This window comes from Micromonospora sp. DT46 (genome assembly GCF_049841735.1).
In the GTDB taxonomy this organism is placed as follows: Bacteria; Actinomycetota; Actinomycetes; order Mycobacteriales; family Micromonosporaceae; genus Micromonospora; species Micromonospora reichwaldensis.
In genome coordinates, this window is sequence record NZ_JBNCKW010000002.1 from 803,579 (window position 1) to 822,771 (window position 19,193).

General features: G+C 71.1%; 18 protein-coding genes and 1 tRNA gene. 8 read left to right on the top strand and 11 right to left on the bottom strand.

Going from position 1 to position 19,193, the window contains the following annotated elements:
* Positions 1 to 75: 75 nt before the first annotated feature.
* Positions 76 to 2,511: a penicillin-binding protein gene (locus ACLQ20_RS08075; protein ID WP_327029871.1), complete on the top strand. Its 2,436-nt coding sequence runs from the start codon at positions 76 to 78 to the stop codon at positions 2,509 to 2,511.
* Between the two features lie 81 nt (positions 2,512 to 2,592).
* Here ACLQ20_RS08075 and ACLQ20_RS08080 read toward each other — a convergent pair whose 3' ends face one another.
* Complete coding sequence (locus tag ACLQ20_RS08080) at positions 2,593 to 3,048, bottom strand: GatB/YqeY domain-containing protein (protein ID WP_425854751.1); 456 nt, start codon at positions 3,046 to 3,048, stop codon at positions 2,593 to 2,595.
* Between the two features lie 25 nt (positions 3,049 to 3,073).
* Here ACLQ20_RS08080 and ACLQ20_RS08085 point away from each other — a divergent pair, with 25 nt between their 5' ends.
* Positions 3,074 to 3,967, top strand: coding sequence for a metallophosphoesterase (locus ACLQ20_RS08085; RefSeq protein ID WP_151453585.1), 894 nt, complete (start codon positions 3,074 to 3,076; stop codon positions 3,965 to 3,967).
* Positions 3,968 to 4,275: 308 nt separating this feature from the next.
* Positions 4,276 to 4,352: transfer RNA gene (locus ACLQ20_RS08090), tRNA-Pro, on the top strand.
* A gap of 279 nt (positions 4,353 to 4,631) precedes the next feature.
* Here the strand turns inward: ACLQ20_RS08090 and uppS are convergent.
* Entirely contained in the window at positions 4,632 to 5,414 is a 783-nt protein-coding gene (gene uppS, locus ACLQ20_RS08095; RefSeq protein ID WP_151453584.1) for a polyprenyl diphosphate synthase, read from the bottom strand.
* 205 nt (positions 5,415 to 5,619) lie between these two features.
* A complete protein-coding gene (locus tag ACLQ20_RS08100; RefSeq protein ID WP_151453583.1) occupies positions 5,620 to 5,844 on the bottom strand; it encodes a winged helix-turn-helix domain-containing protein in 225 nt (74 codons plus the stop codon).
* Between the two features lie 483 nt (positions 5,845 to 6,327).
* Between ACLQ20_RS08100 and ACLQ20_RS08105 the strand changes: the two genes are divergently transcribed.
* Complete coding sequence (locus tag ACLQ20_RS08105; RefSeq protein ID WP_151453582.1) at positions 6,328 to 6,546, top strand: flavin reductase; 219 nt, start codon at positions 6,328 to 6,330, stop codon at positions 6,544 to 6,546.
* The gene (locus tag ACLQ20_RS08110; protein WP_165947716.1) at positions 6,543 to 6,716 is read left to right on the top strand and encodes a hypothetical protein; all 174 of its coding nucleotides are present in this window, start codon (positions 6,543 to 6,545) and stop codon (positions 6,714 to 6,716) included. The genes ACLQ20_RS08105 and ACLQ20_RS08110 overlap by 4 nt, the downstream gene beginning before the upstream one ends.
* Before the next feature lie 584 nt (positions 6,717 to 7,300).
* On the opposite strand, the gene ACLQ20_RS08115 is transcribed toward ACLQ20_RS08110, so the two are convergent.
* Positions 7,301 to 7,804 carry a hypothetical protein gene (locus ACLQ20_RS08115; protein ID WP_425854754.1) on the bottom strand — a complete coding sequence of 168 codons (504 nt, stop codon included), beginning with the start codon at positions 7,802 to 7,804 and terminating at the stop codon, positions 7,301 to 7,303.
* Positions 7,805 to 8,180: 376 nt separating this feature from the next.
* Between ACLQ20_RS08115 and ACLQ20_RS08120 the strand changes: the two genes are divergently transcribed.
* Complete coding sequence (locus ACLQ20_RS08120; protein WP_425854756.1) at positions 8,181 to 10,157, top strand: hypothetical protein; 1,977 nt, start codon at positions 8,181 to 8,183, stop codon at positions 10,155 to 10,157.
* Positions 10,158 to 10,223: 66 nt separating this feature from the next.
* On the opposite strand, the gene ACLQ20_RS08125 is transcribed toward ACLQ20_RS08120, so the two are convergent.
* Positions 10,224 to 10,697, bottom strand: a complete 474-nt coding sequence (locus tag ACLQ20_RS08125; protein WP_425854759.1) for a hypothetical protein — start codon at positions 10,695 to 10,697, stop codon at positions 10,224 to 10,226.
* A gap of 132 nt (positions 10,698 to 10,829) precedes the next feature.
* Between ACLQ20_RS08125 and ACLQ20_RS08130 the strand changes: the two genes are divergently transcribed.
* Positions 10,830 to 12,113 carry an MFS transporter gene (locus ACLQ20_RS08130; protein WP_425854761.1) on the top strand — a complete coding sequence of 428 codons (1,284 nt, stop codon included), beginning with the start codon at positions 10,830 to 10,832 and terminating at the stop codon, positions 12,111 to 12,113.
* A 91-nt stretch (positions 12,114 to 12,204) separates the two neighbouring features.
* Here ACLQ20_RS08130 and ACLQ20_RS08135 read toward each other — a convergent pair whose 3' ends face one another.
* From ACLQ20_RS08135 to ACLQ20_RS08150, 4 genes are all read right to left on the bottom strand, one after another.
* The gene (locus tag ACLQ20_RS08135; protein ID WP_327029882.1) at positions 12,205 to 13,911 is read right to left on the bottom strand and encodes a bifunctional metallophosphatase/5'-nucleotidase; all 1,707 of its coding nucleotides are present in this window, start codon (positions 13,909 to 13,911) and stop codon (positions 12,205 to 12,207) included.
* 288 nt (positions 13,912 to 14,199) lie between these two features.
* On the bottom strand, positions 14,200 to 14,655 hold the full coding sequence (locus tag ACLQ20_RS08140) for a lamin tail domain-containing protein (RefSeq protein WP_151453575.1): 456 nt from the start codon (positions 14,653 to 14,655) through the stop codon (positions 14,200 to 14,202).
* 270 nt (positions 14,656 to 14,925) lie between these two features.
* A complete protein-coding gene (locus tag ACLQ20_RS08145; protein ID WP_225852046.1) occupies positions 14,926 to 15,630 on the bottom strand; it encodes a histone deacetylase in 705 nt (234 codons plus the stop codon).
* A 19-nt stretch (positions 15,631 to 15,649) separates the two neighbouring features.
* Positions 15,650 to 16,432, bottom strand: a complete 783-nt coding sequence (locus ACLQ20_RS08150; RefSeq protein ID WP_151453574.1) for a phosphodiesterase — start codon at positions 16,430 to 16,432, stop codon at positions 15,650 to 15,652.
* Positions 16,433 to 16,648: 216 nt separating this feature from the next.
* On the opposite strand from ACLQ20_RS08150, the gene ACLQ20_RS08155 reads away from it, so the two are divergent.
* Positions 16,649 to 18,070, top strand: a complete 1,422-nt coding sequence (locus tag ACLQ20_RS08155; protein ID WP_151453573.1) for a GGDEF domain-containing protein — start codon at positions 16,649 to 16,651, stop codon at positions 18,068 to 18,070.
* A 14-nt stretch (positions 18,071 to 18,084) separates the two neighbouring features.
* On the opposite strand, the gene ACLQ20_RS08160 is transcribed toward ACLQ20_RS08155, so the two are convergent.
* Together ACLQ20_RS08160 and ACLQ20_RS08165 are read right to left on the bottom strand one after the other, a co-directional pair.
* The gene (locus ACLQ20_RS08160) at positions 18,085 to 18,588 is read right to left on the bottom strand and encodes a helix-turn-helix domain-containing protein (RefSeq protein WP_425854764.1); all 504 of its coding nucleotides are present in this window, start codon (positions 18,586 to 18,588) and stop codon (positions 18,085 to 18,087) included.
* Positions 18,589 to 18,650: 62 nt separating this feature from the next.
* Positions 18,651 to 19,064 carry a hypothetical protein gene (locus tag ACLQ20_RS08165; protein WP_425854766.1) on the bottom strand — a complete coding sequence of 138 codons (414 nt, stop codon included), beginning with the start codon at positions 19,062 to 19,064 and terminating at the stop codon, positions 18,651 to 18,653.
* Positions 19,065 to 19,193 lie beyond the last annotated feature (129 nt).

Consider the following 19,193-nt stretch of genomic DNA (forward strand, 5'->3'; position numbering starts at 1 on the left):
CGCGCGCAGGAAATGGGGAAAGAACGCCCCGGCGCCCCTCGTTCCCTACTCGCGTACCCTGTCGAGGTGACCTGGATGCGGAAACGTGACCACAATGTGCTGACCAACGCCGCATCGCTACTCATCTGTGGCCTGTTGGCCGGCGTGGTGGTCGCGGCGGCGGCCTTCCCCGCAGTGGCGATGTCCGGACTGGCCGCGAAGGCCGGCGCCGAGACCTTCGGTGCACTGCCCAAGGAGCTGACCGTGGCCCGCGCGCCGCAGATCAGCTACCTTCTCGCCTCCGACGGCAAGACACCGCTGGCGACCATGTACGACGAGAACCGTCGCGACGTGAAGCTGGCCGACATCGCGCCCGTCATGCAGAAGGCGATCATCGCCGCCGAGGACCACGACTTCTACAAGCACAACGGCGTCGACCTCAACGGCATCGCCCGGGCGTTCGTCAACAACCAGTCCAACGCGTCCAGCCAGCAGGGCGCCTCGACGCTGACCATGCAGTACGTCCGGCTCGCCATCGCCTACTCGGCGAGCCACCCGGCGGACGTGGTCGCGGCCACCGAGGACACCAGCGCCCGGAAGCTGCGCGAGATGCGCTACGCGATCCAGATCGACAAGGAACTCTCCAAGGACGAGATCCTGGAGCGCTACCTCAACATCGCCGCGTTCGGCAACGGCGCGTACGGCATCTACGCCGCCAGCCAGGTCTACTTCAACAAGCCGCCGAGCAAGCTGAAGCTCGAGGAAGCGGCCATGCTCGCCGGCATGGTGAAGGCGCCGAGCACCAACGACCCGACCACCAAGAGCGGCCACGCGGCGGCCCTCGCCCGGCGCAACTACGTCATCCAGAACATGGTCGAGACCGGCGCCGTCACCCAGCAGGAGGCGGACGCGGCGAAGGCCACCAAGCTCGTGGTCACCGGCAAGCGGGCCCCCAACGGCTGCGTCTCGACCAACGAGAAGGGCTGGGGCTTCTTCTGCGACTACTTCTACCGCTGGTGGATGGGGCAGGAGACGTTCGGCTCGACCTCGTACGACCGGGAGCGGCGGCTGAAGAGCGGCGGCTACACCGTCATCACCACCCTGGACCCGCAGGCCCAGCGGGGCGCCGACAAGGCCGTCCGCAAGGCCAAGTCGGAGAAGAGCAAGGAAGCCGCCATGGTGGCGGTGGTGGAGCCGGGCACCGGCCGGGTGCGGGCGCTGGCGGTGAACCGGAACTTCAAGCTCGACGACCCGAAGAAGCCGGCCAACAAGGAGCACAGCGACCCCAAGCAGCGCAAGAAGGGCAAGCGCGGCAACTACCCGAACACCGTCAACCCGCTGCTCACCGGCGGCGACGGCATCACGGGCTACCAGGCCGGCTCGACCTTCAAGATCTTCACCATCGTGGCGGCGCTGGAGAAGGGCATCCCGCTCGGCTACACGATCAACGCCCCGCAGGCGTTCAAGTCGGAATACATCGTCGAGGCGGGCAGCCAGGCCGCCTGCCCGGGCACCAACAAGTACTGCCCGACCAACTCCGGCAAGAAGGCCGGCGGCGTGCAGAACATGTGGAGCGCCTTCTCCTCCTCCATCAACACCTACTTCGTGCCGCTCCAGCAGCAGGTCGGCGCGGAGAACGTGGTCGACGTGGCCAAGCGGCTCGGCATCCAGTTCCGGGTCAGCAGGGAGAACGACTGGGCCAACAACAAGGCGGCCGCGCACGACTGGGGCGCGTTCACCCTGGGCGTCTCGAGCACCACCCCGCTTGAGCTGGCCAACGCCTACGCCACCCTCGCGGCGGACGGCAAGTACTGCGAGCCCATCCCGGTGCAGATGATCAAGGACCCGGAGGGCAAGAAGCTCGACATCGCCAACCCGCGTTGCGAGAAGCGGGTCAGCACCGAGGTGGCCCGCGCCGCCGTCGACGCCGCCCGCTGCCCGGTCGGTGACAACTCCTCCACCAGCAAGTGCGGCGGCAGCCGTACGGCGGCCGAGGTCAAGCAGGTCGTCGACGCGCCGGTGGCCGGCAAGTCCGGCACCACCGACTCGGAGAAGAGCGCGGCCCTGGTCGCGATGACCAAGCAGTACGCGGTGGCCGGCATCATGGCCGACCCGGACTGGCCGCAGACCAACGTCAAGATGAAGCACAAGCAGAAGGACGGCATCAACCCGCCGGTCTACGAGACGCTGCGCGACGCCATGAAGGGCAAGGACCGGAAGAACTTCGAGCCCCCGGGCAAGAAGATCTCCGAGGGCGACCAGCGCCGGATCCCCGACGTGAAGTGCCTCGACCCGGAGCAGGCGAAGTCCCGGATCAAGGCGGAGGGCTTCGACGCGATCATCTCCGACATCAAGGTCCCGTCGAGCTGCCCGGCCGGCAAGGCCGCCGGCACCAGCCCCGACGGCCGGACCATCAAGGGCGGCGTGGTCACCATCCAGATCAGCTCCGGCGGCGGCACCGCCCCGGGCACGACGCCCGACAACAACCGGCCGAACACCCCCGGCCGACCGCCGGGTCGATCCGGCGGCTGAGCCGGCCGGACGAACGCCACGGGCGGGCACCCTTCGCGGGGTGCCCGCCCGTTTCGCGTACGCGGGTCGGTGCGGCCGGGGTCAGAGGCCGAGCTGGCGGCGTACCTCGGCGGCGACGCGACCGCCCTCGGCCCGGCCGGCCACCGCCGCCTGGGCCGCCTTCATGGCCGGGCCCATCTGCGACTTGCCGGTGAAGCCGCTCGCGGCGAGCGCCCCCGAGACCAGCTCGGTCAGCTCGGCGTCGGGGAGCTGCTTCGGCAGGTAGCGCTCCAGCACCTCGCCCTCGGCGATCTCCTTCGTGGCCTGCTCGGTGCGGCCGGCGTCACCGAAGGCGGTGGCGGCCTCCCGGCGCTTCTTCGCCTCCTTGGTCAGCACCGCGAGCACCTCGTCGTCGGTGAGCTCGCGCTTGGCCTTGCCGGCGACCTCGGCGGTGCCGACGGCGGCCAGCGCCATCCGCAGCGTGGAGGTGGTCAGTTCGTCGCGCGCCTTCAGGGCGGCGCGCATGTCGGCGGTCAGACGGTCCTTCAGCGTGCTCATGGTCGGTGAAACTACCCTGAACGGCATGCGAAAGCGCACACTATTCCGGCTCGCGACCGGGACCGCCGCGCTCGGCGCGGCGACCCTGGCCTATGCGTCACTCGTCGAGCGCAACATGTTCACCCTGCGGCGGTACGACGTGCCGGTCCTGCCGGCCGACGCGGAGCCCCTGCGGGTCCTGCACCTGTCGGACCTGCACATGATGCCCGACCAGGGGCGTAAGCAGCGCTGGGTGGCGTCGCTGGCCGCCCTCGACCCCGACCTGGTCGTGGTCACCGGGGACAACATGGCGCACCCCGGCGCCGTGCCCGGCGTGCTGCACGCCCTCCAGCCGCTGCTCGACCTCCCGGGAGCCTTCGTCTTCGGCTCCAACGACTACACCGGGCCGGTCTGGAAGAACCCGTTCACCTACTTCCTGCCCGACCGGGAGTACACCGAGGGCGTCGAACTGCCGCACGAGGAGTTGCGGGACGTCTTCGTCGGCGCCGGCTGGGCGGACCTGAACAACGCCCGCACCACCGTCAAGGCCGGCGGCCGGGTCGTCGAGCTGCTCGGGGTGGACGACCCGCACGTCGAACGGGACGACTACGACTCGGTCGCCGGGCCGGTGTCGCCCACCGCCGACCTGTCGATCGCGCTCACCCACTCCCCCGAGCCGGCCGTCCTCGACCGGATGGCCGCCGACGGCTTCGGGCTGATGCTCGCAGGGCACACCCACGGCGGCCAGGTCTGCGTACCGGGGGTCGGCGCCCTGGTGACCAACTGCGGCCTGCCCCGCTCCATGGCACGCGGCCTGCACCGTTGGCCCGGCTCCGACTCGTGGCTGCACGTCTCCGCCGGCCTCGGCACCCACCCGACCGCGCCGGTCCGGTTCGCCTGTCCGCCGGAGGCGAGCGTGCTCACCCTGATCCCTCGCTGACCCTTGCGCCGGTGATCCGCCGGGCTGCCGCCTACGGCCCGGCGGCCCGGCGGCTCGGCGGCTCGGCGGCTCGGCCGGTTGACGAGCGAGGCGGAATTGGCTGCCGGCAGGCAGCCGTGCAGGGTGAGCGTCGGATCCGTCCGGGGACCTGGCTGTGTTCGCCCTGTCGAGCTGAGTCGTTCACGACATCAGGCGCCAGACGGGGTCGGCGCCCGGCGGGTACCGCACGGTCCGGGAGGACCCGCAGGGCGGTGGGGGTACCGAGTTGGACCACCGACGGGGGTGGGCTACTATTTGTCGGCACGCCTCGGGGTGTGGCGCAGCTTGGTAGCGCGCTTCGTTCGGGACGAAGAGGTCGTCGGTTCGAATCCGGCCACCCCGACCAGAGGTAAGAGCAGGTCAAGGCCCCTCCAACGAGGGGCCTTGATTCGTTTCTGACGATCATTGCTTTCTCGAAGGCAGCGAACGACGCGAGCACCCTGCGATCCCGGTCTCGAGTCGAGTGCGTGTAGCGGTCCAAGGTGAGCCCAAAACGGGACGTGACCAGCGCGGCGACCAGGCTGCCGCAGGCCACGGCAGGGCGCACCTGAGTTCCGCTTCAACGTCTGATGGTCGCCGGTCTTTGCGGTTGTGCCACGGAACCGGGAGCAGGGGGATGTGGTTGTCACGCTCCGAATCGTCGACTGCGGGCCGAGTAGGAGCGCAGGGCGCGCAGGAAGTCGATCTTCCGGAAGCCGGGCCAGTACACGTCGCAGAAGTACAGTTCGGAGTAGGCGGCCTGCCAGAGCAGAAACCCGGACATGCGGCGTTCTCCGCTCGTGCGGATGACCAGATCAGGGTCGGGTTGGCCGCCGGTGTACAGGTGCGCCGCGAGAGCCTCGGCGGTTAGTCGTTGTGCGACGTCGTCGAGTGTGGCGCCCGCTCGTGCCTCCTGTTCCAGCAGGGAACGAACTGCACTGACGATTTCCTCGCGGCCGTCGTAGCCGATGGCGACTGTGAGATGGAACTCGGCACCGCGTTCGCGGGTGGCGTCTTCCGCGAGTTTCAGGGCGTGGCGTGTCGAGTCGGGTAGGACGTCGGCGCGGCCGGCCAGGTGAAGCTGCCAGGGATTGGCCGGGCGGAGGAGCGGCTCCGCGACGACCTCCTCGATCATCCGCATCAGGTTCTCCACCTCTTCGGATGCCCGTTTACGCATGTTGTCGACGGAGGCGATGAACAGAGTGACGTGATGGATGCCCATGTCGGCACACCAGCCCAGTACCTCGTGGACGTGTTCCGCGCCGTACCGGTGGCCTATCCCGGGGTCATCGAAGCCCGCCTGCCTGGCCCACCGGCGGTTCCCGTCCATCACCATTGCTACGTGCCGTGGCAGCGACTTCCCGGCCAGCTGGGCGCGGAGGCGGCGGGTGTAGAGCCGGTAGGCGCCACGGCGTATGGGCTGCACCATGATCGAATGAAATCACCTCATCGGCGCTGGCGTTGGCCCGCGCGGACTGTCGACAGCAACGGTGACAGCTACGAGCCGGAACAAAGACGCCCACGCCCGGCGTCGCGTGGACGGTCGGTCGAGGCGGGCGACGGATGCGGACGCAGGCAGACGAACCGCACGGTTCTTGTAAGCGAGGCGTCGTGCCTCGGAAAGCGACCCCGGCTTACCGGGGAAGCGGGTTGGCGACGTAGACGCCCTTGCCTTGTCGGCCGTCGATCAGGCCTTCGGCCTTGAGTAGGAGCATGGCGGCGCGAATAACGGTGTTGCTGACCTTGTAGTGCTCGCAGAGGGCGGCGAACGAGGGCAACTTGTCGCCCGGCTTCAACTGGCCGGAGCTGACCTGCTCGCGGATCTCCCGGGCGACCTGTAGGTAGGCAGCTTCAGACATAGGTGGTGCTCCCAGCTTGGCGGCTGGTGCAAGCAGACCACACCTCCGGCTCGACTTACAACGCTATGTGTCGTAGCTGTTGACCCTGCGCACATTGCGTCTTAAGTTGCTGGTGGAGCTACCCAGCTTGGCGGCCGGGTCGTCCTGCCGTGGGTGCCCTGTCTCCGGACACGGCTGACCGGGCACCCACGGGACCCCAGCGTCGGCGGGAGGCGTGATGACCAGACCGAACGATGCAACTGGTTCGACCGCAGGTCCCGTGCGGGACACCGGCTACCACCAGAGGCAGAACAACAGCCGGCGACGCGTGTCCTACGACGAGTACGTCTTGGCGGCGGCGTTGACGCTCGCCCGCCGGCACCGGCCTGTCTGGTCATGGCGGCACTGGCGGCGTATCTGCCGCTGTGGAAGCGACCTGCCGTGCCGAAGCCGTCATCCCATCCCGATCAACCGGGGCCACTGGCCGAGCCAGGATGCGCCGCGATGACGACACACCTCCCGGTCACACCGGCTTGGACGTGCTGCGGCTGCGGTGCCGACTGGCCCTGCCAGCCCAGACGGCGCGAACTACGAGCGGAGTACGACCGCGCCCCGGTGTCGCTGGCCCTCTACCTCGCCGCCCAGCTCGTCGACGCCGCCCAGGACCTGGCCCACATCCCCGCCGGAAACCTGCACCACCGATTCCTCGGCTGGACCCGATGAGCATCCTGCGGCCCGGCGACGAGAAGTTCCACTACAGCGACGGCTCCCACAAGTGGATCCCACCCGACCCCGACTACGACCAGGAGGTCTGGAACGAGCAGGTCCGCCAGCACAAGGAAGGCCACCTGAGAAACGAGCAGCCCAAGGTCCGCATCCAGCGCCTCATCTGACGCCAGCAGTACAGCAGCGAAGTACAGCAACCGTGTCAGCCGAACCAGGCCAAGCCGAGCCTCAGCAGAGCCCGTGACCTCGGGAGCAGCCTGACCCGACCACGATGCAGCCAGTTCGGGACGAAGAGGTCGTCGGTTCGAATCCGGCCACCCCGACCGAGATGGGCAAGGCCAGGTGAGATGTCATCTCACCTGGCCTTTTGCCACATCCGGCTTGATCTAGCTCGTTGAGCTACGCCACTGTCGTCCCGCCGCCTTGGTCGTCGTTCTCGTCGGGAGTCAGCGAACGACTCCCGCACCCGGTCCGCGCCGGCCTCGAACGCGTGCGTGTAGCCGGGCCGCGCGGGACTTCGGGTAGGGCTTGAAGGTTCTCCGCGATGATGCGATCCCGCACGGCCAGCGCCAGCACAGCCCGCAGCGGCGGCAGCACTTCCGGACGGTCGCCGGGGCCAAGCGCTGGTCCAGCTCGGTTGCCCACGCCACCGCGCCGTGGCCGCCCGGTACGACAAGTTAGCCGTACGTTACGAAGCCACCATTCACGTCACCGCCATCAACAAATGGCTACACGCACTTCGAGACACGCCCTAGCCGCGGGCGGGCGAGTCCAGGTGCTCCCCGAGCAGGCGCTGGGCGGTGACCCCTTCCGTGACCGCTCGCTGACCGGCGTAGCAGACCCAGTGCAGCCCAGTGGCGTCCACACCCTTGCATCCGCCCGCGATATTGCCCTGATCGTCAACGAACGCGTGCTTGACGTCGGTGTAATCGGTCGCTGCGGGCCGAGGTGCCGTCTTTACCTTCTCCCGCTTAGCGGGATTGGGCAGCACGTCTGACTTCGGCGCGCGGCTGAGAGTGCAGTCGAAAACGACGTGGTCGGTCGTGGTGCACGACGGGTCGGTGCCCTCGAAGATCACGGCAGCGCCGGGCATGCCGCTGGCCACGGTTTCCTCGGTGAGGTATGCGACAGCGGCCGCCGTACCGGCACCGGCCGCAACCACTCCGGCGGTAATCGCTGTGATCAACCCGGCCCGCGACAGTCGGCGACGACTCCTGCTGACCGGGGCAATCTGCGGAGTTCGTTGTTCATTCATTGGCACGTGAACCTCCAGGCCGTGGCGCTTGCACCTGGTCTATGCCAGAAACCCGGTCCGATGTTTCACCGGATGAAGACCACAGCCCACAAGGGTGTGGTTTGAGCGTCAAGGCGGGCAATCGACCGGCTTTCCAGCGGAGCAGAAGCGGCATCGACGGCTGGGCTGGTCTCAGTTGTGGCCTCATCCGGCGATTGGGGATCTCACCCCCTGTAACACCGGCACCCGATGATGCTGCGGACGGCCCCCTGCCTGCTGCTGCGATCAGCGGCAACCGGACCGGCCATGACCTCACCGGATCGACCATGACCAAGACGTCTGGGGCGTGCAGCAGCGCCCGAAAGGCTGTTGCCGCCCATCGAGCCTGCACGATTTGATGTCCACAACTTTCCGGCCGGACGATCCCGGCTGGATACGGGGAGGGCCATCCACTGTGATAGTTACCTGGCCACGTCGTGGCCTCATCGGCGCGCTCGCGCTGACGCTGGGCGTCAGCGGGATCGCCCTCGTCGCGACCGGCAGTCCCGCCGTCGCGGCACCGCACTACGAAAGCGCTCCGTCGATCCAGATCGGCTGGACCGACTCCGCCACGCCGCGCAAGGCGTACGGGTGGAACGACGAGACACACATGCCGCTCGGCACGTCCGTGGACGACGCGGGTGTCAGCCACACCTCCCGGGTCTACGCCACCTTCGATCTGTCCGCCTACGAGGGCCGGAAGATCTACGGTGGGACGGTCTTCATCGAGGAGTACAGCGCCGCCGACTGCGGAAAGCGGGCGATCGAGATCTGGCGCACCAAGCCGGTGAGCACCACGCCCACCTGGAACAGCGCTCCTGAGCCGCTGACCAAGCTGGACGAGGTCCTCACCCCGGAATGGTGCCCGAAGGCGACCCTGTCGTTCGACGTCGGTGCCGCCGTGCAGGACGCTGTGGCGCGCAAGCAGCGCCGGATCACGTTCGAGATCCGCGTCCCGGAAGCCAACGAGAGCGACCCGGCCTACGGTCGTCGGCTCAACTGGTACCGCAGCGTCGGCCTGACCACGCAGTACAACTCGGTGCCGAAGGGCGACAACGCCCACCTCTACAACGGCGGGTTCCCGTGCACCCAGTTCCGTCCGTACCCACGGCTGGCCGGCTTCGCCAACGTGCTCCAGGCCCTCGGCACCGACGCGGACCCGGATGACGAGTACCGCCTGACCAGCGAGTTCGCAATCTGGCCGACGGGCGATGCGGCGGCCCGACAGGTCTTCACCAGCCAGCACGCCATCTCGGGTCGGGTGCACACGGCCAACCTGCCGGCGGGCACGCTCGTCGACGGCAAGTCGTACGCCTGGCAGGCCCGGGTGGGTGACGGGGCGGACTTCTCGGCCTGGTCGAAGAAGTGCTTCTTCACCTACGACGACACCAGCCCCACGGCACCGACGGTTGCCTCCGCGAACTACCCGGCCACCGACACCGGCCAGCAGGCCCCGGCGGGTGTGCCGGGCGTCTTCACCTTCTCCGGCGGCGGCAGCAAGGACGTGGCGGGCTTCCAGTACTCGTGGAACGGCCTCGGGGTGAACACGTGCGCGGCCACGGGCGACCTGGGCCAGTTGGTCTGCCGCGATCCGTTCAGCCTGCCGAACACGGTCAGGGCGGACGTCCCTGGCGGCTCGGCGACCGTGACGCTGAACCCGACCGGGGCCGGGCCGCAGCAGTTGACCGTGCGTTCGCTCGACCTCGCCGGCAACATCTCGGCCGAGACCGTCTACAAGACGATGATTCCCTGGTCCGCGCCGGATGTCCGGGTCGAGAACGGAGATCCGCAGTGGGGACAGGAGGTGGTGCTGAAGTTCGCCCCGGCGGCCGGCGTCACCGGCGTCCGCGAATACGAGATCGTCCTGGACAACGGGGATCGCGAGACGAGGCAGGCCGCCGAGGACGGCACCGCGCACTTCAGCTTCATCGCCGGCAATCCGCATGGGCACTCGGTGCGGGTACGCAGCAACAGCGACAACGGCTTCGTCTCCACAGAGGCCAGTTGGTCGACCTACTTCTACCCCGGCCCGGGCGTCAAGTCGGACGTCTACGTCCAGCCGCCGGACGGTTCGCCGGTCGGCGGAGTGGGAGTCGCAGGCACCTTCACCTTCTCCCCGCCGCCGGGCTGGACGGACACCGTGGCCTACCGGTACTCCTTCGTCGACGGCGAGGAGCTGACCGAGATCGCGGCTGATGCCAATGGTCGCGCAACGGTCACCTGGACGCCGACGACGAGCGGTTGGGTGCTGTTGACCGTGTACGCCGTCAAGCCCGACGGCACCTTGAGCGAGTACGGCAACTGGTACTCGTTCGAGGTGGCGGCCAGTTCCTGAGCCCTGCTCGTAGGTGACGGAGGGCCTGGCACCTGCCGGGCCCTCCGTCACGTACGACGGCGCCGGTCAGTCCTGCTGTTCGGTGCGGGCGATCTCGGCGAACGCGTCGGTCAGGTAGCCCTCGACGGGCCGGCCGGTGACGGTGAGCAGGTCGGCGACGAGCAGTGGCGCGTGCTGCGCCACGGCGGGCGGGTCCGGCGGCGACTCGTCGCCGTCGGGGTCGTAGACGCCGAGGGCGCCCGCCAACAGGACGAGGACCACGTGCGGGTCGACGTCGGGCCGCCACTGCGCGGCGTCGCGGACGCAGCCTTCGAGCACCTGACGGACGTCGTCGCCGTCGAGGCCGTCGGGGTGGGTCTCCTCCAGCAGCAGCCGGACCACCGCGCCGAGCACCAGGCCCGACCGTTCGGCCGCCGCGAGCCGGGCCACCGCGACGTCGTACGCCTCGGGGGCGCGCTCGCGGGCGGCGGCGACCGCGTCGGTGGTGGCGGCGGCGATCTCGCGCGCCGGTGCGGGCAGGTGTCGCCAGGCTGTGGTCATCCCGACCAGGATCGCAGAGAGGTACGACGCCCCGCCGCCGCGCCTGCGGTGTGACCCCGCGCACACGGCGAACGGGAAACTCGGCGCGAAAAGGCCTCGCGCCGTGTCACACCCAGCACACAGAATCGGGGGATGCTCAGTCGCGCCCTGCCCCGCCGTTCCGAAGCCCGGCGGATGCTCATCGGCACGCTGTTGTCGGCGATCGGGCGCGGCCTCACCCTGCCGTTCCTGTTCATCTACCTGACCGACGTCCGGGGTCTCACCGACACCCGCGCCGGCCTGGTGATCGGCTGGTACGGCGTGATCACCCTGGCGCTCTCGCCGATCGGCGGCGCGCTCATCGACCGGTTCGGCGCGCGCCGGATCCTGCTGTCGGGCCTGCTGATCGAGGCGGTCGGCACCGGGTCGCTGGCCCTGGTCGACTCGAGCGCCTCGGCGTTCGGGGTGATGACGCTGGTGGCGATGGGCAGTTCGGTCATCTGGCCCGGGCAGAACACGATCCTCGCCTCGCTCACCGACGCCGACGAGCGGCAGCGGGTCTTCGGGCTGAACTTCGCCCTGCTCAACCTCGGCATCGGCGTCGGCGGCCTGACCTCCGGCGCGATCGTCGACACCGCCCGCGAGGTCACCTTCCAGGCGATCTACGTGCTCGACGCGATCAGCTACCTGATGCCCGCGCTGATCCTGCTGACCCTGCCGCACGTGGGCCACCGGCTCGCCGCCGGACCGGCCGGGGAACGGACGTCGGCCGGCGGCTACCTCACCGTGCTGCGCGACCGTCCGTTCCGCCGACTCGTCATCTTCGGCCTCGTCCTGACCACCTGCGGCTACGCGCAGATCGAGGTCGGCTTCACCGCCTACGCCATACGGGTGGCCGAGGTGACGCCGCGCGTGGTCGCCTGGGCGCTGGCCGGCAACACGGTGATGATCGTGCTCTCCCAACTGCTGGTCCTGCGGCGGATGGAGGGGCGCAGCCGCACGGGCGGGCTGGCGGTCGTGGGCGCGGTCTTCGCGATCGCCTGGCTGGTCCTGGGGGCCGGGGGCGTGGTCGGCCCGGGCAACGCACTGATTGCCGCCCTCTGCGTCGTGGCCTGCTCGGCGATCTTCGGCTTCGGCGAGACGCTGCTGTCGCCGGTGATGCCGGCGCTGACGAACGCGCTCGCCACGGACGCGCTGCGCGGCCGGTACAACGCCATGAGCTCGATGATCTTCGGCATCAGTGGCGTGATCGGTCCCGTCACGGCGGGCCCGCTGCTCGGTGCGGCCGACGGCCGGATCTGGGTCGTGGTGGTCGTCAGCGGCTGCCTGGTGGCCTCGCTCATCGCGCTCTCCCTACGCCGGCTGCTCACGCCGGCCCAGGACGGCCGCGCGCCGGCCGCCCCGCCGGCCACCGAACCGGCCCCCGTGCAGGCCTGACCGCCCCGCCGCGCACGCGAACCGCGGACGGCGACGGGCCCCGGAATCCGCCAGGGATGTTCCGGGGCCCGTCGGGTGCGTACCGCTGCCGTCAGGCGGTGGGAACCTCCGCGGTGGTCCGGATGCGGTCCAGGGCCGGCGCCGAGACCGGGGACTCGGCGGTCAGGTAGGCCACGAACGCGTCCAGGTCGATCATGCCGGTGACCGCGTTGGTGCCGCCGGTGAGGACGGTGAAGCCGTCGCCGCCGCCGGAGAGGAAGTTGTTCACCGTCACCCGGTACGTGGCGTCGGCGGTGACCGCCACCCCGCCGAGGGTGAGGCTGCCCCGGACGACCCGGGTGCCCGTGCAGGCGTCGGCGACGGTGCCGGTGGTGCCGGCCGGGTCGACGACGTAGCGGACGGTCGACGACGGGTAGAGCGTCCGGCCGGTGACGAACTGCTGCTCCAGCATGCAGTAGAGCTGCGCGCCGGTGAGGTCGAGCGTCACGAGGTTGTTGCCGAACGGCTGCACCGTGAACGCCTCCTCGTAGGTGACCGGGCCGGCGTCGAGGTCGGCGCGTACGCCACCGGGGTTCATGAAGGCGGCGACGGCGCCCTGCTCGTCGTCGGTGGCGGCGAGCTGCGCGTCGGCGATCACGTTGCCCAGCGGGGACTCGCCCAGGGTCGTACCGAAGAGGGTCTCCTGGGTCTTCTTGATCTCCTCGGTGGTCTGGCCGACCTCGCGGCCGGCCACCGGGCCGAGCACGGTCTTGTAGCGGTTGATCAGCGCGGTCTGCGCCGGGTCCTTGGGGAGGTCCCGGGTGACCACCACGTTCTCGGCCTTGGCGCTGATCACGTCGCCGGTGCGCCGGTCGATGGAGAGGTCGATGTCGGTGACCAGGCGACCGAAGGAGCTGGCGCTGGTGACTAGCTTGCCGGCGATGTCGCAGTTGTACGCCTGGTGGGTGTGGCCGCTGACGACCACGTCGATGGACGGGTCCATCCGGTTGGCGATGTCCACGATGGGGCCGGAGATGCCCTTACAGTCGTTGATGCCGCCGGTCGCGTCCTGGGTGCCGCCCTCGTGCAGCAGCACGACGATGGTCTCGACGCCCTGGCGGCGCAGCTCGCGGGCGTACCGGTTGGCGGTCTGCGCCTCGTCGGCGAAGGTCAGGCCGGCGACGCCCTGCTGGCTGACGATCCGCGGGGTGCCCTCCAGCGTCATGCCGATGAAGCCGACCTTGACGCCCTGCACCTTGTGGATGGCGTACGGGGCCAGCAGCGGCTGGCCGGTCGCGGTCTTGAACGCGTTCGCGGAGAGGTACTGGAAGCCGGCGCCCTCGTACGGGGTGCCGTCGACGCAGCCGTCGACCGGGTGGCAGCCGCCGTTCTGGATGCGCAGCAGCTCGTCGGCGCCCTCGTCGAACTCGTGGTTGCCGACGCTGGCGTAGTCGAGCCCGGCCAGCGAGAGCGCCTCGATGGTCGGCTCGTCGTGGAACGCGGCGGAGAGCAGCGGGGAGGCGCCGATCAGGTCGCCGGCCGCCACGGTGATGGTGTTCTGCTTCTTGGCGTGCCTGCGCAGCTCGGCGAGCTGGGTGGCGAGGTGTTCGGCCCCGCCGGCGGGCTGCCCGGCGATGCTGCCGCTGGAGCCGGACGGCGGTTCGAGGTTGCCGTGGAAGTCGTTGAGGGCGAGCAGCTTGACGGCGACCGGCTTCGGGCCGGCGTCCGCCTGGTCGGGGGTGGTCGTGACCGCGCCGAAGGCGGTCACGGCGAGCGCGGTCAGGCCGATGGCGGCCCGGCGCATCCCGGGGATGGACATGGAACTCCTCGTGGGAAGCCGGCGCGGGCACCCGGGTGACGGTCCACCCCGGGGGCGGGCCGCGCCGTCGACAGGTTCGGTCGCGGTGGCGAGGGTGGCCGAGCGCCGCCGCGTCGCGGACAGCCTCTCATCGTCGCCCGCCCCGGTCGACCGGGGCGGGGGTGCAGACCTGCGCAAACTCGCGGCCGGCGACCGTCCGGACGGGCGTTTCCGACATGCCCGGCAGCCTGGGCGCCGGCCGGCGGAGGGGTGCCGCCGGCCCCGGCTGCCCGGGGCCGGCCGCCCGCCTCAGCAGTACGTGTAGCTGCCCTTGCTCCCCCACGAGCAGGAGTCGATCAGGGTGCCGGACGAGTTGCGCAGGGACGCCTTGTCTCCGGTGTTGTTCCAGATGTAGGCGCCCGAGCCCCAGTAGCGGTGGGTCGAGCTGTTGGTGCCCTTCCCGGTGTGCACGAAGACGCTGGCGCCCGGGGCCAGCCGGAAGTCGCCGGAGAACTTGTAGACGTGGTTGGACTGGTCGCGCAGCGTCCAGTACTTCAGGTTGACGGTGGTGGAGCGCCGGTTGGTCAGCCGGACGTACTCGGCGTTCAGGCTGGAGTTCGAGCGGTTGTCGGCGCCCGGCGAGTTGTAGTAGGCCTTGGTGATCTGGACGGCCGGGGTGGCGGCCTGGGCCGGGCCGGCGGTGGTCAGCGACACGCCCACCGTGACGGCGAGCGCCACCGCGAGACCGATCAGCCTTCTCCTCATGCGATTCCCCCACACAGACGGCCGGTCGTGGTGCCGGCGGATGAGCCGTACCCGCGCACGGCCGGCCGAGGTTATCGATCTCCTGCGGTGATTGTGGACGGTGAAACGGCCGCCCCGGGCGATTGCGTCCGCCCGGTTGATCCGCTGTCGGCCGGCGGGACGTGCGCCGCTCGTCCGACCGACCGCCGGGGTCACCGTGCGGCGCGACGGCGGCCACCGAGCGTCCCGCCCCCGCCCGCGTTCGGCGTCGGAGGCCGTACGGTGCGTCGGTCAGCCCGGCACCTCGGGCAGGTCCGTGGTCAGCCCGGCACCCTCGCGCCCGTCCGTGGTCAGCCCGGCCCCCTCGCGCCGGTGCGTCCCGGCGAGCAGCGCCGCGACGGCTGCGGCGTCCCAGGCGCCGGCGACCCCCGGCCGAGCCAGCAGGTACTGGGCGATCCGGTCGGCGTCCCAGCCGTGCGACTCGCGCAGGCCACGGGCGATCATGTTGAGGTAGGCCGGGGCCGGGGCCTGCCACGGCACCTCGGACGCCGCCCACGGGGCGGTGAAGGTCAGCAGCGGGAGCCCGTCGAGCCGGCCGGGGCAGAGCAGGGTCTCGTACCGGCCGGGGCCGAGGGTGGCCCTCCCGGTGGCGACGGCCTCGGCGATCAGGCCGGCGTCGGCACCGGGTTCCCGGTACATCTCCTGGGCGGCCACGTCGGCGAACTGCCCGACGTCGAGCAGGTAGGCCCGGGCCGCCGCCTCGCCGGGGAGCGCCGGGTCGTAGAACGCCATCCCGCCGGTCCAGGCCCGCGACTCGCCGGCGAAGTAGACGCCGCCGGGCAGCGACACCGGCACCGTACGCCTGGGGGGTCGCGGGTCCCGGCAGCCCGGATACGTCCGCCGCCCGCCGGGCGGGCAGCCTCCCGCCAGGTAGAAGCCGAGCCGGGCGGCGTGCATGTTCGACCCGTACGCGACGTACCAGACCTCGCCCACCACGGCCGACCGGTCCCGGCGGTCAGAAGCCGCAGGTCATGCCGGCGGCGTGGCTGGCCTGCACCAGGTGCGTGGCGCAACCGCTCCCGGTGACCTTGTGCAGCAGGAAGCCGGTCGGCTCGACGACCCAGCCGAACTGGTCGTCGGCGCTGGTGGTGAGTGAGCTCTGTCGCCAGGTGCTCGGCGCGGTGGTGAGCACCGTGCCGGCGAAGGTCACGGTGACCGGGCGGTGGACGTGCCCGGCGACCACTCGGACCACGTGCGGGTGGCGGGCGATCACCTCGGCCAGCTCGTCGCCGTCGGTCAGCCGGATGTCGTCGAGGAACGGGATGCCGACCGGTGCCGGCGGGTGGTGCAGGCAGACCACGGCCGGCACCTCGGGTCGACCGGCCAGCACCCCGTCCAGCCAGCCGAGCTGGTCCTCGCCGAGGCAGCCGGCGTCGCCCCCGCCCGGCATCAGGGAGTCCAGCACCACGACAGTCGCCTCCGGGTGGTCCACGTGGTAGTGCGCCGAGAAGCCGCCGCCGAGCCACGGCGTGCCCCCGAAGGCGTCCAGCAGCGACTCCCGGTCGTCGTGGTTGCCGGCGACCAGGTGCACCGGCAGCGGGAACCGGCCGATGACCTCGCGCAGGGTCGCGTACTCGTCGGGGCGGCCACGGTCGACCAGGTCGCCGGTGATCACCACGCAGTCGGGCCGTGGGTTCAGCGCCAGCACCCGGCCCAGGGCGCGGTGCAGGCCGGCGGCCGGCTCGGCGGCGAGCACGCCGGTGGTCAGGTGCGGATCACTGAGCTGGGCGATGAGCATCGGTGCCTCCACTCGACCGGGACCCTCACGCTATCGCCGCGGGCCCCGGCGCGCGGCCCGCCCGTACCCACAGGCCCTGTCCACAGCCTGTGGATGGCACATGTGTACGAAAGTCTCGACGATCTTGAATCCCGCTGGTCCCGCGCCTGCCTGAGTACGCTTGATCGCGGGCCCGCCCGCCGGTCGCGGCCCTCCCTACCTGGAACGACGTGCCGAGTGGATCACGAGCGAGTCATCCGTGACGTCACGGTCCGCCTCCCCATGGCGTCGACCGTCGTCGAGGCGTGCCGGTGGACCGTCACCGCGCTCGCCCGCCACGCGCCGGCCACCATCTCCGTCCTGCTGCACGTCCACGACCGGCTCCGCTGCGTCGCGGCCACCGGCTCCTGGCAGGTCTTCTCCACCGTGCCGCCGAAGACCGGGATCGTGGGCCGCGTGTACGCCTCCGGCGAGACCGCCGTGGTGCCCGACGTCGCCGCCGACCCCGACTACATCCCGGTACGCCCCGACGTCACCGCCGAGGTGTGCGTACCGGTGCTGGACCCGGCGGGCCGGCCCATCGGGGTGCTGGACCTCCAGTGGTGCGGCCCGGCCGACCTCGGCCCGTGGCGCGACACCGCCGAACGGCTGGCGGCCCGCCTCGGGGCCCGGATCGTGGCGCTCGGCGGGCCACCGCCGGAGAGCCGCAGCGAGAAGCTCCTACGGCACGCCGCCGCGCTGACCTCCGCGTCGACGGAGTGGGACCTGTTCGCCGCCGCGATCGCCGCCGCCCGGGACGTGTCCACGCTCTCCGCGGCGGTACTGGTGCTCGCCGGCCCGGACGGGCCCCGCCTGGGTACGCCGCCGGCCACCCCCGGCGAGCTGGAGGCCCGGATCCGGGCGGAGCTGACCGAGGCGGACCCCGCCGCGCTGGACGGACTCGTGGCTCGCGCCCACCGCCACGGCGTGGGCTACACGCTCGGCGAGGCGGGACACCCGCCCGTGCCCGACCACCGGCCGCTGACCCGGGCCGGGGTGCGCACGCTGGTCGCCGTGCCCGTCGGCCGGCCCGACGACGGCGGGGTGCTGCTGGTGGCCGACGAACGACTGCTGCGCCCCGACCCGACCACCGTCAACCTGCTGGAGCTGCTCGCCGGCCAGGCGTGGAGCTGCCTCGACCGGCTGCGTACCCTGGCCCGCCTGCGCGAGCAGGCCAACTCGGACCCGTTGACCGGGCTGCGGCACACGGGGCCGTTCGGCCAGCGGATCGCCGTGGCCACCCCGGGGCGTACGGCCCTGCTGGCGATCGACGTCGACGGCTTCAAGGCCGTCAACGACACGTACGGCCACCAGGCCGGCGACCGGGTGCTCGTCCGGCTGGCCCGGGCCCTGGAGGGGGCGCTGCGGCACGGCGACGAGCTCTACCGGATCGGCGGCGACGAGTTCGTGGCGGTGATCGAGGTGGGGCGCCCCGAGGAGGCGGTCCGGATCGCCGAGCGCCTGGCCGAGGCGGCGCGGCAGATCGGCCGCACGATCAGCGTCGGGGTGGCCCTTCCCCGCCCGGGAGAGTCACCCGAGGCCACGCTGCGCCGCGCCGACCAGGCGCTCTACGCGGTGAAACACCACGGCCGCGACGGCGTACGCCTGGCCCCCGCCTGACCGCCTCCGTCCGGTCACCGTCGGCGGCGGGCGACGTTCACCGGCTTCTGCTCGTTCGGGGGCATCTCGACCCGGGCGACGCCGGCGTGCCACCGGGTGTGCAGCGCGGTGTCCGCGATCCACGCCCCGCACCGGTGGCAGACCTCGACGTCCTTCGGCCGCCGCCCCGCGGGCAGCAGTTCCCCGGCGGCGTTGTCGGTCCCCGTGAGCGGGTTGGCCTCGTTGTCGGCGAGCATCCAGAGCCGGTGCCACGTGGTCTTGATGTCCTCCCGGGAGACCCCGAGCGCGAGCAGCAGCTCGGTCAGGTTCTCCCACTTCGGCGGCTTCCTGGCGGTGAAGATGCGGCTGATCGTGGAGGTCGACAGGCCGATCGAGGTGGTCCGGATGATCGTGCGGTAGGACGGGTTCCCCGCCTGCCGGTAGGTCAGCTTCAGCTGACGGACGAGTTCGGTGAGGTGAGGGCTGCCGGTATCGGAGCCTGGGCCCTCACGCCCGGCGTTGTTCGTGTTCGTGGACATCGGCGGCGCGCCGTGGTCGCCGGTGCCGGACGCGGGTCCGGCACCGGCGCGCTTCGTCGGCGCTACACCCCCCACCGAGGGCCAGGCGCCCCGAGCAGCCAGGTGGAGACCCGGCCGGCGACGGCGCCGGTCAGACAGACCGCCAGCGCGACCTCGGTCGGTGGCCGACCGGTCAGCAGCACCGCACCCGCGAGGACGGCGACCGCCGCAGTCACGAGTGCCGTGGGCAGCGGCCCGTGGACGCCAACGGTCCGGCGGGCCACCTCGCCGGCCAGCAGGACGACCGCACCCGCCGTCAGCAGGGTCTCGTCCAGGGCGCGCCCCGACAACAGCAGGGCCACCGACGTGGCGATCACGATCACGATCACGATGACGCCGGGCCACCAGGCCCCCGGCTGCGGGGCCGGTCGCCGGGTTGCCGGGAGGCCGCATGGAACGGCCGCCCGGCGGGGGTCGAGGGATGGTTGTTCGGTCATCCGGCTCGGAACTCCTTCGGTCGTGGCGGCCGCGCGGCCGCCGCCGCGGTGACCGGGGGGGGGGGGCGCCCCCGCGGGGGGGGGGGGGGGCGCGCCCCGGGGCGGTTAAACCACACGCCGGGGGTAGTC

Coding starts and splice junctions, on each gene's coding strand:
- ACLQ20_RS08075 (WP_327029871.1), top strand. CDS start 76: ATGCGGAAACGTGACCACAATGTGCTGACCAACGCCGCATCGCTACTC.
- ACLQ20_RS08080 (WP_425854751.1), bottom strand. CDS start 3,048: ATGAGCACGCTGAAGGACCGTCTGACCGCCGACATGCGCGCCGCCCTG.
- ACLQ20_RS08085 (WP_151453585.1), top strand. CDS start 3,074: ATGCGAAAGCGCACACTATTCCGGCTCGCGACCGGGACCGCCGCGCTC.
- uppS (WP_151453584.1), bottom strand. CDS start 5,414: ATGGTGCAGCCCATACGCCGTGGCGCCTACCGGCTCTACACCCGCCGC.
- ACLQ20_RS08100 (WP_151453583.1), bottom strand. CDS start 5,844: ATGTCTGAAGCTGCCTACCTACAGGTCGCCCGGGAGATCCGCGAGCAG.
- ACLQ20_RS08105 (WP_151453582.1), top strand. CDS start 6,328: ATGACGACACACCTCCCGGTCACACCGGCTTGGACGTGCTGCGGCTGC.
- ACLQ20_RS08110 (WP_165947716.1), top strand. CDS start 6,543: ATGAGCATCCTGCGGCCCGGCGACGAGAAGTTCCACTACAGCGACGGC.
- ACLQ20_RS08115 (WP_425854754.1), bottom strand. CDS start 7,804: ATGAATGAACAACGAACTCCGCAGATTGCCCCGGTCAGCAGGAGTCGT.
- ACLQ20_RS08120 (WP_425854756.1), top strand. CDS start 8,181: ATGTCCACAACTTTCCGGCCGGACGATCCCGGCTGGATACGGGGAGGG.
- ACLQ20_RS08125 (WP_425854759.1), bottom strand. CDS start 10,697: ATGACCACAGCCTGGCGACACCTGCCCGCACCGGCGCGCGAGATCGCC.
- ACLQ20_RS08130 (WP_425854761.1), top strand. CDS start 10,830: ATGCTCAGTCGCGCCCTGCCCCGCCGTTCCGAAGCCCGGCGGATGCTC.
- ACLQ20_RS08135 (WP_327029882.1), bottom strand. CDS start 13,911: ATGTCCATCCCCGGGATGCGCCGGGCCGCCATCGGCCTGACCGCGCTC.
- ACLQ20_RS08140 (WP_151453575.1), bottom strand. CDS start 14,655: ATGAGGAGAAGGCTGATCGGTCTCGCGGTGGCGCTCGCCGTCACGGTG.
- ACLQ20_RS08150 (WP_151453574.1), bottom strand. CDS start 16,432: ATGCTCATCGCCCAGCTCAGTGATCCGCACCTGACCACCGGCGTGCTC.
- ACLQ20_RS08160 (WP_425854764.1), bottom strand. CDS start 18,588: ATGTCCACGAACACGAACAACGCCGGGCGTGAGGGCCCAGGCTCCGAT.
- ACLQ20_RS08165 (WP_425854766.1), bottom strand. CDS start 19,064: ATGACCGAACAACCATCCCTCGACCCCCGCCGGGCGGCCGTTCCATGC.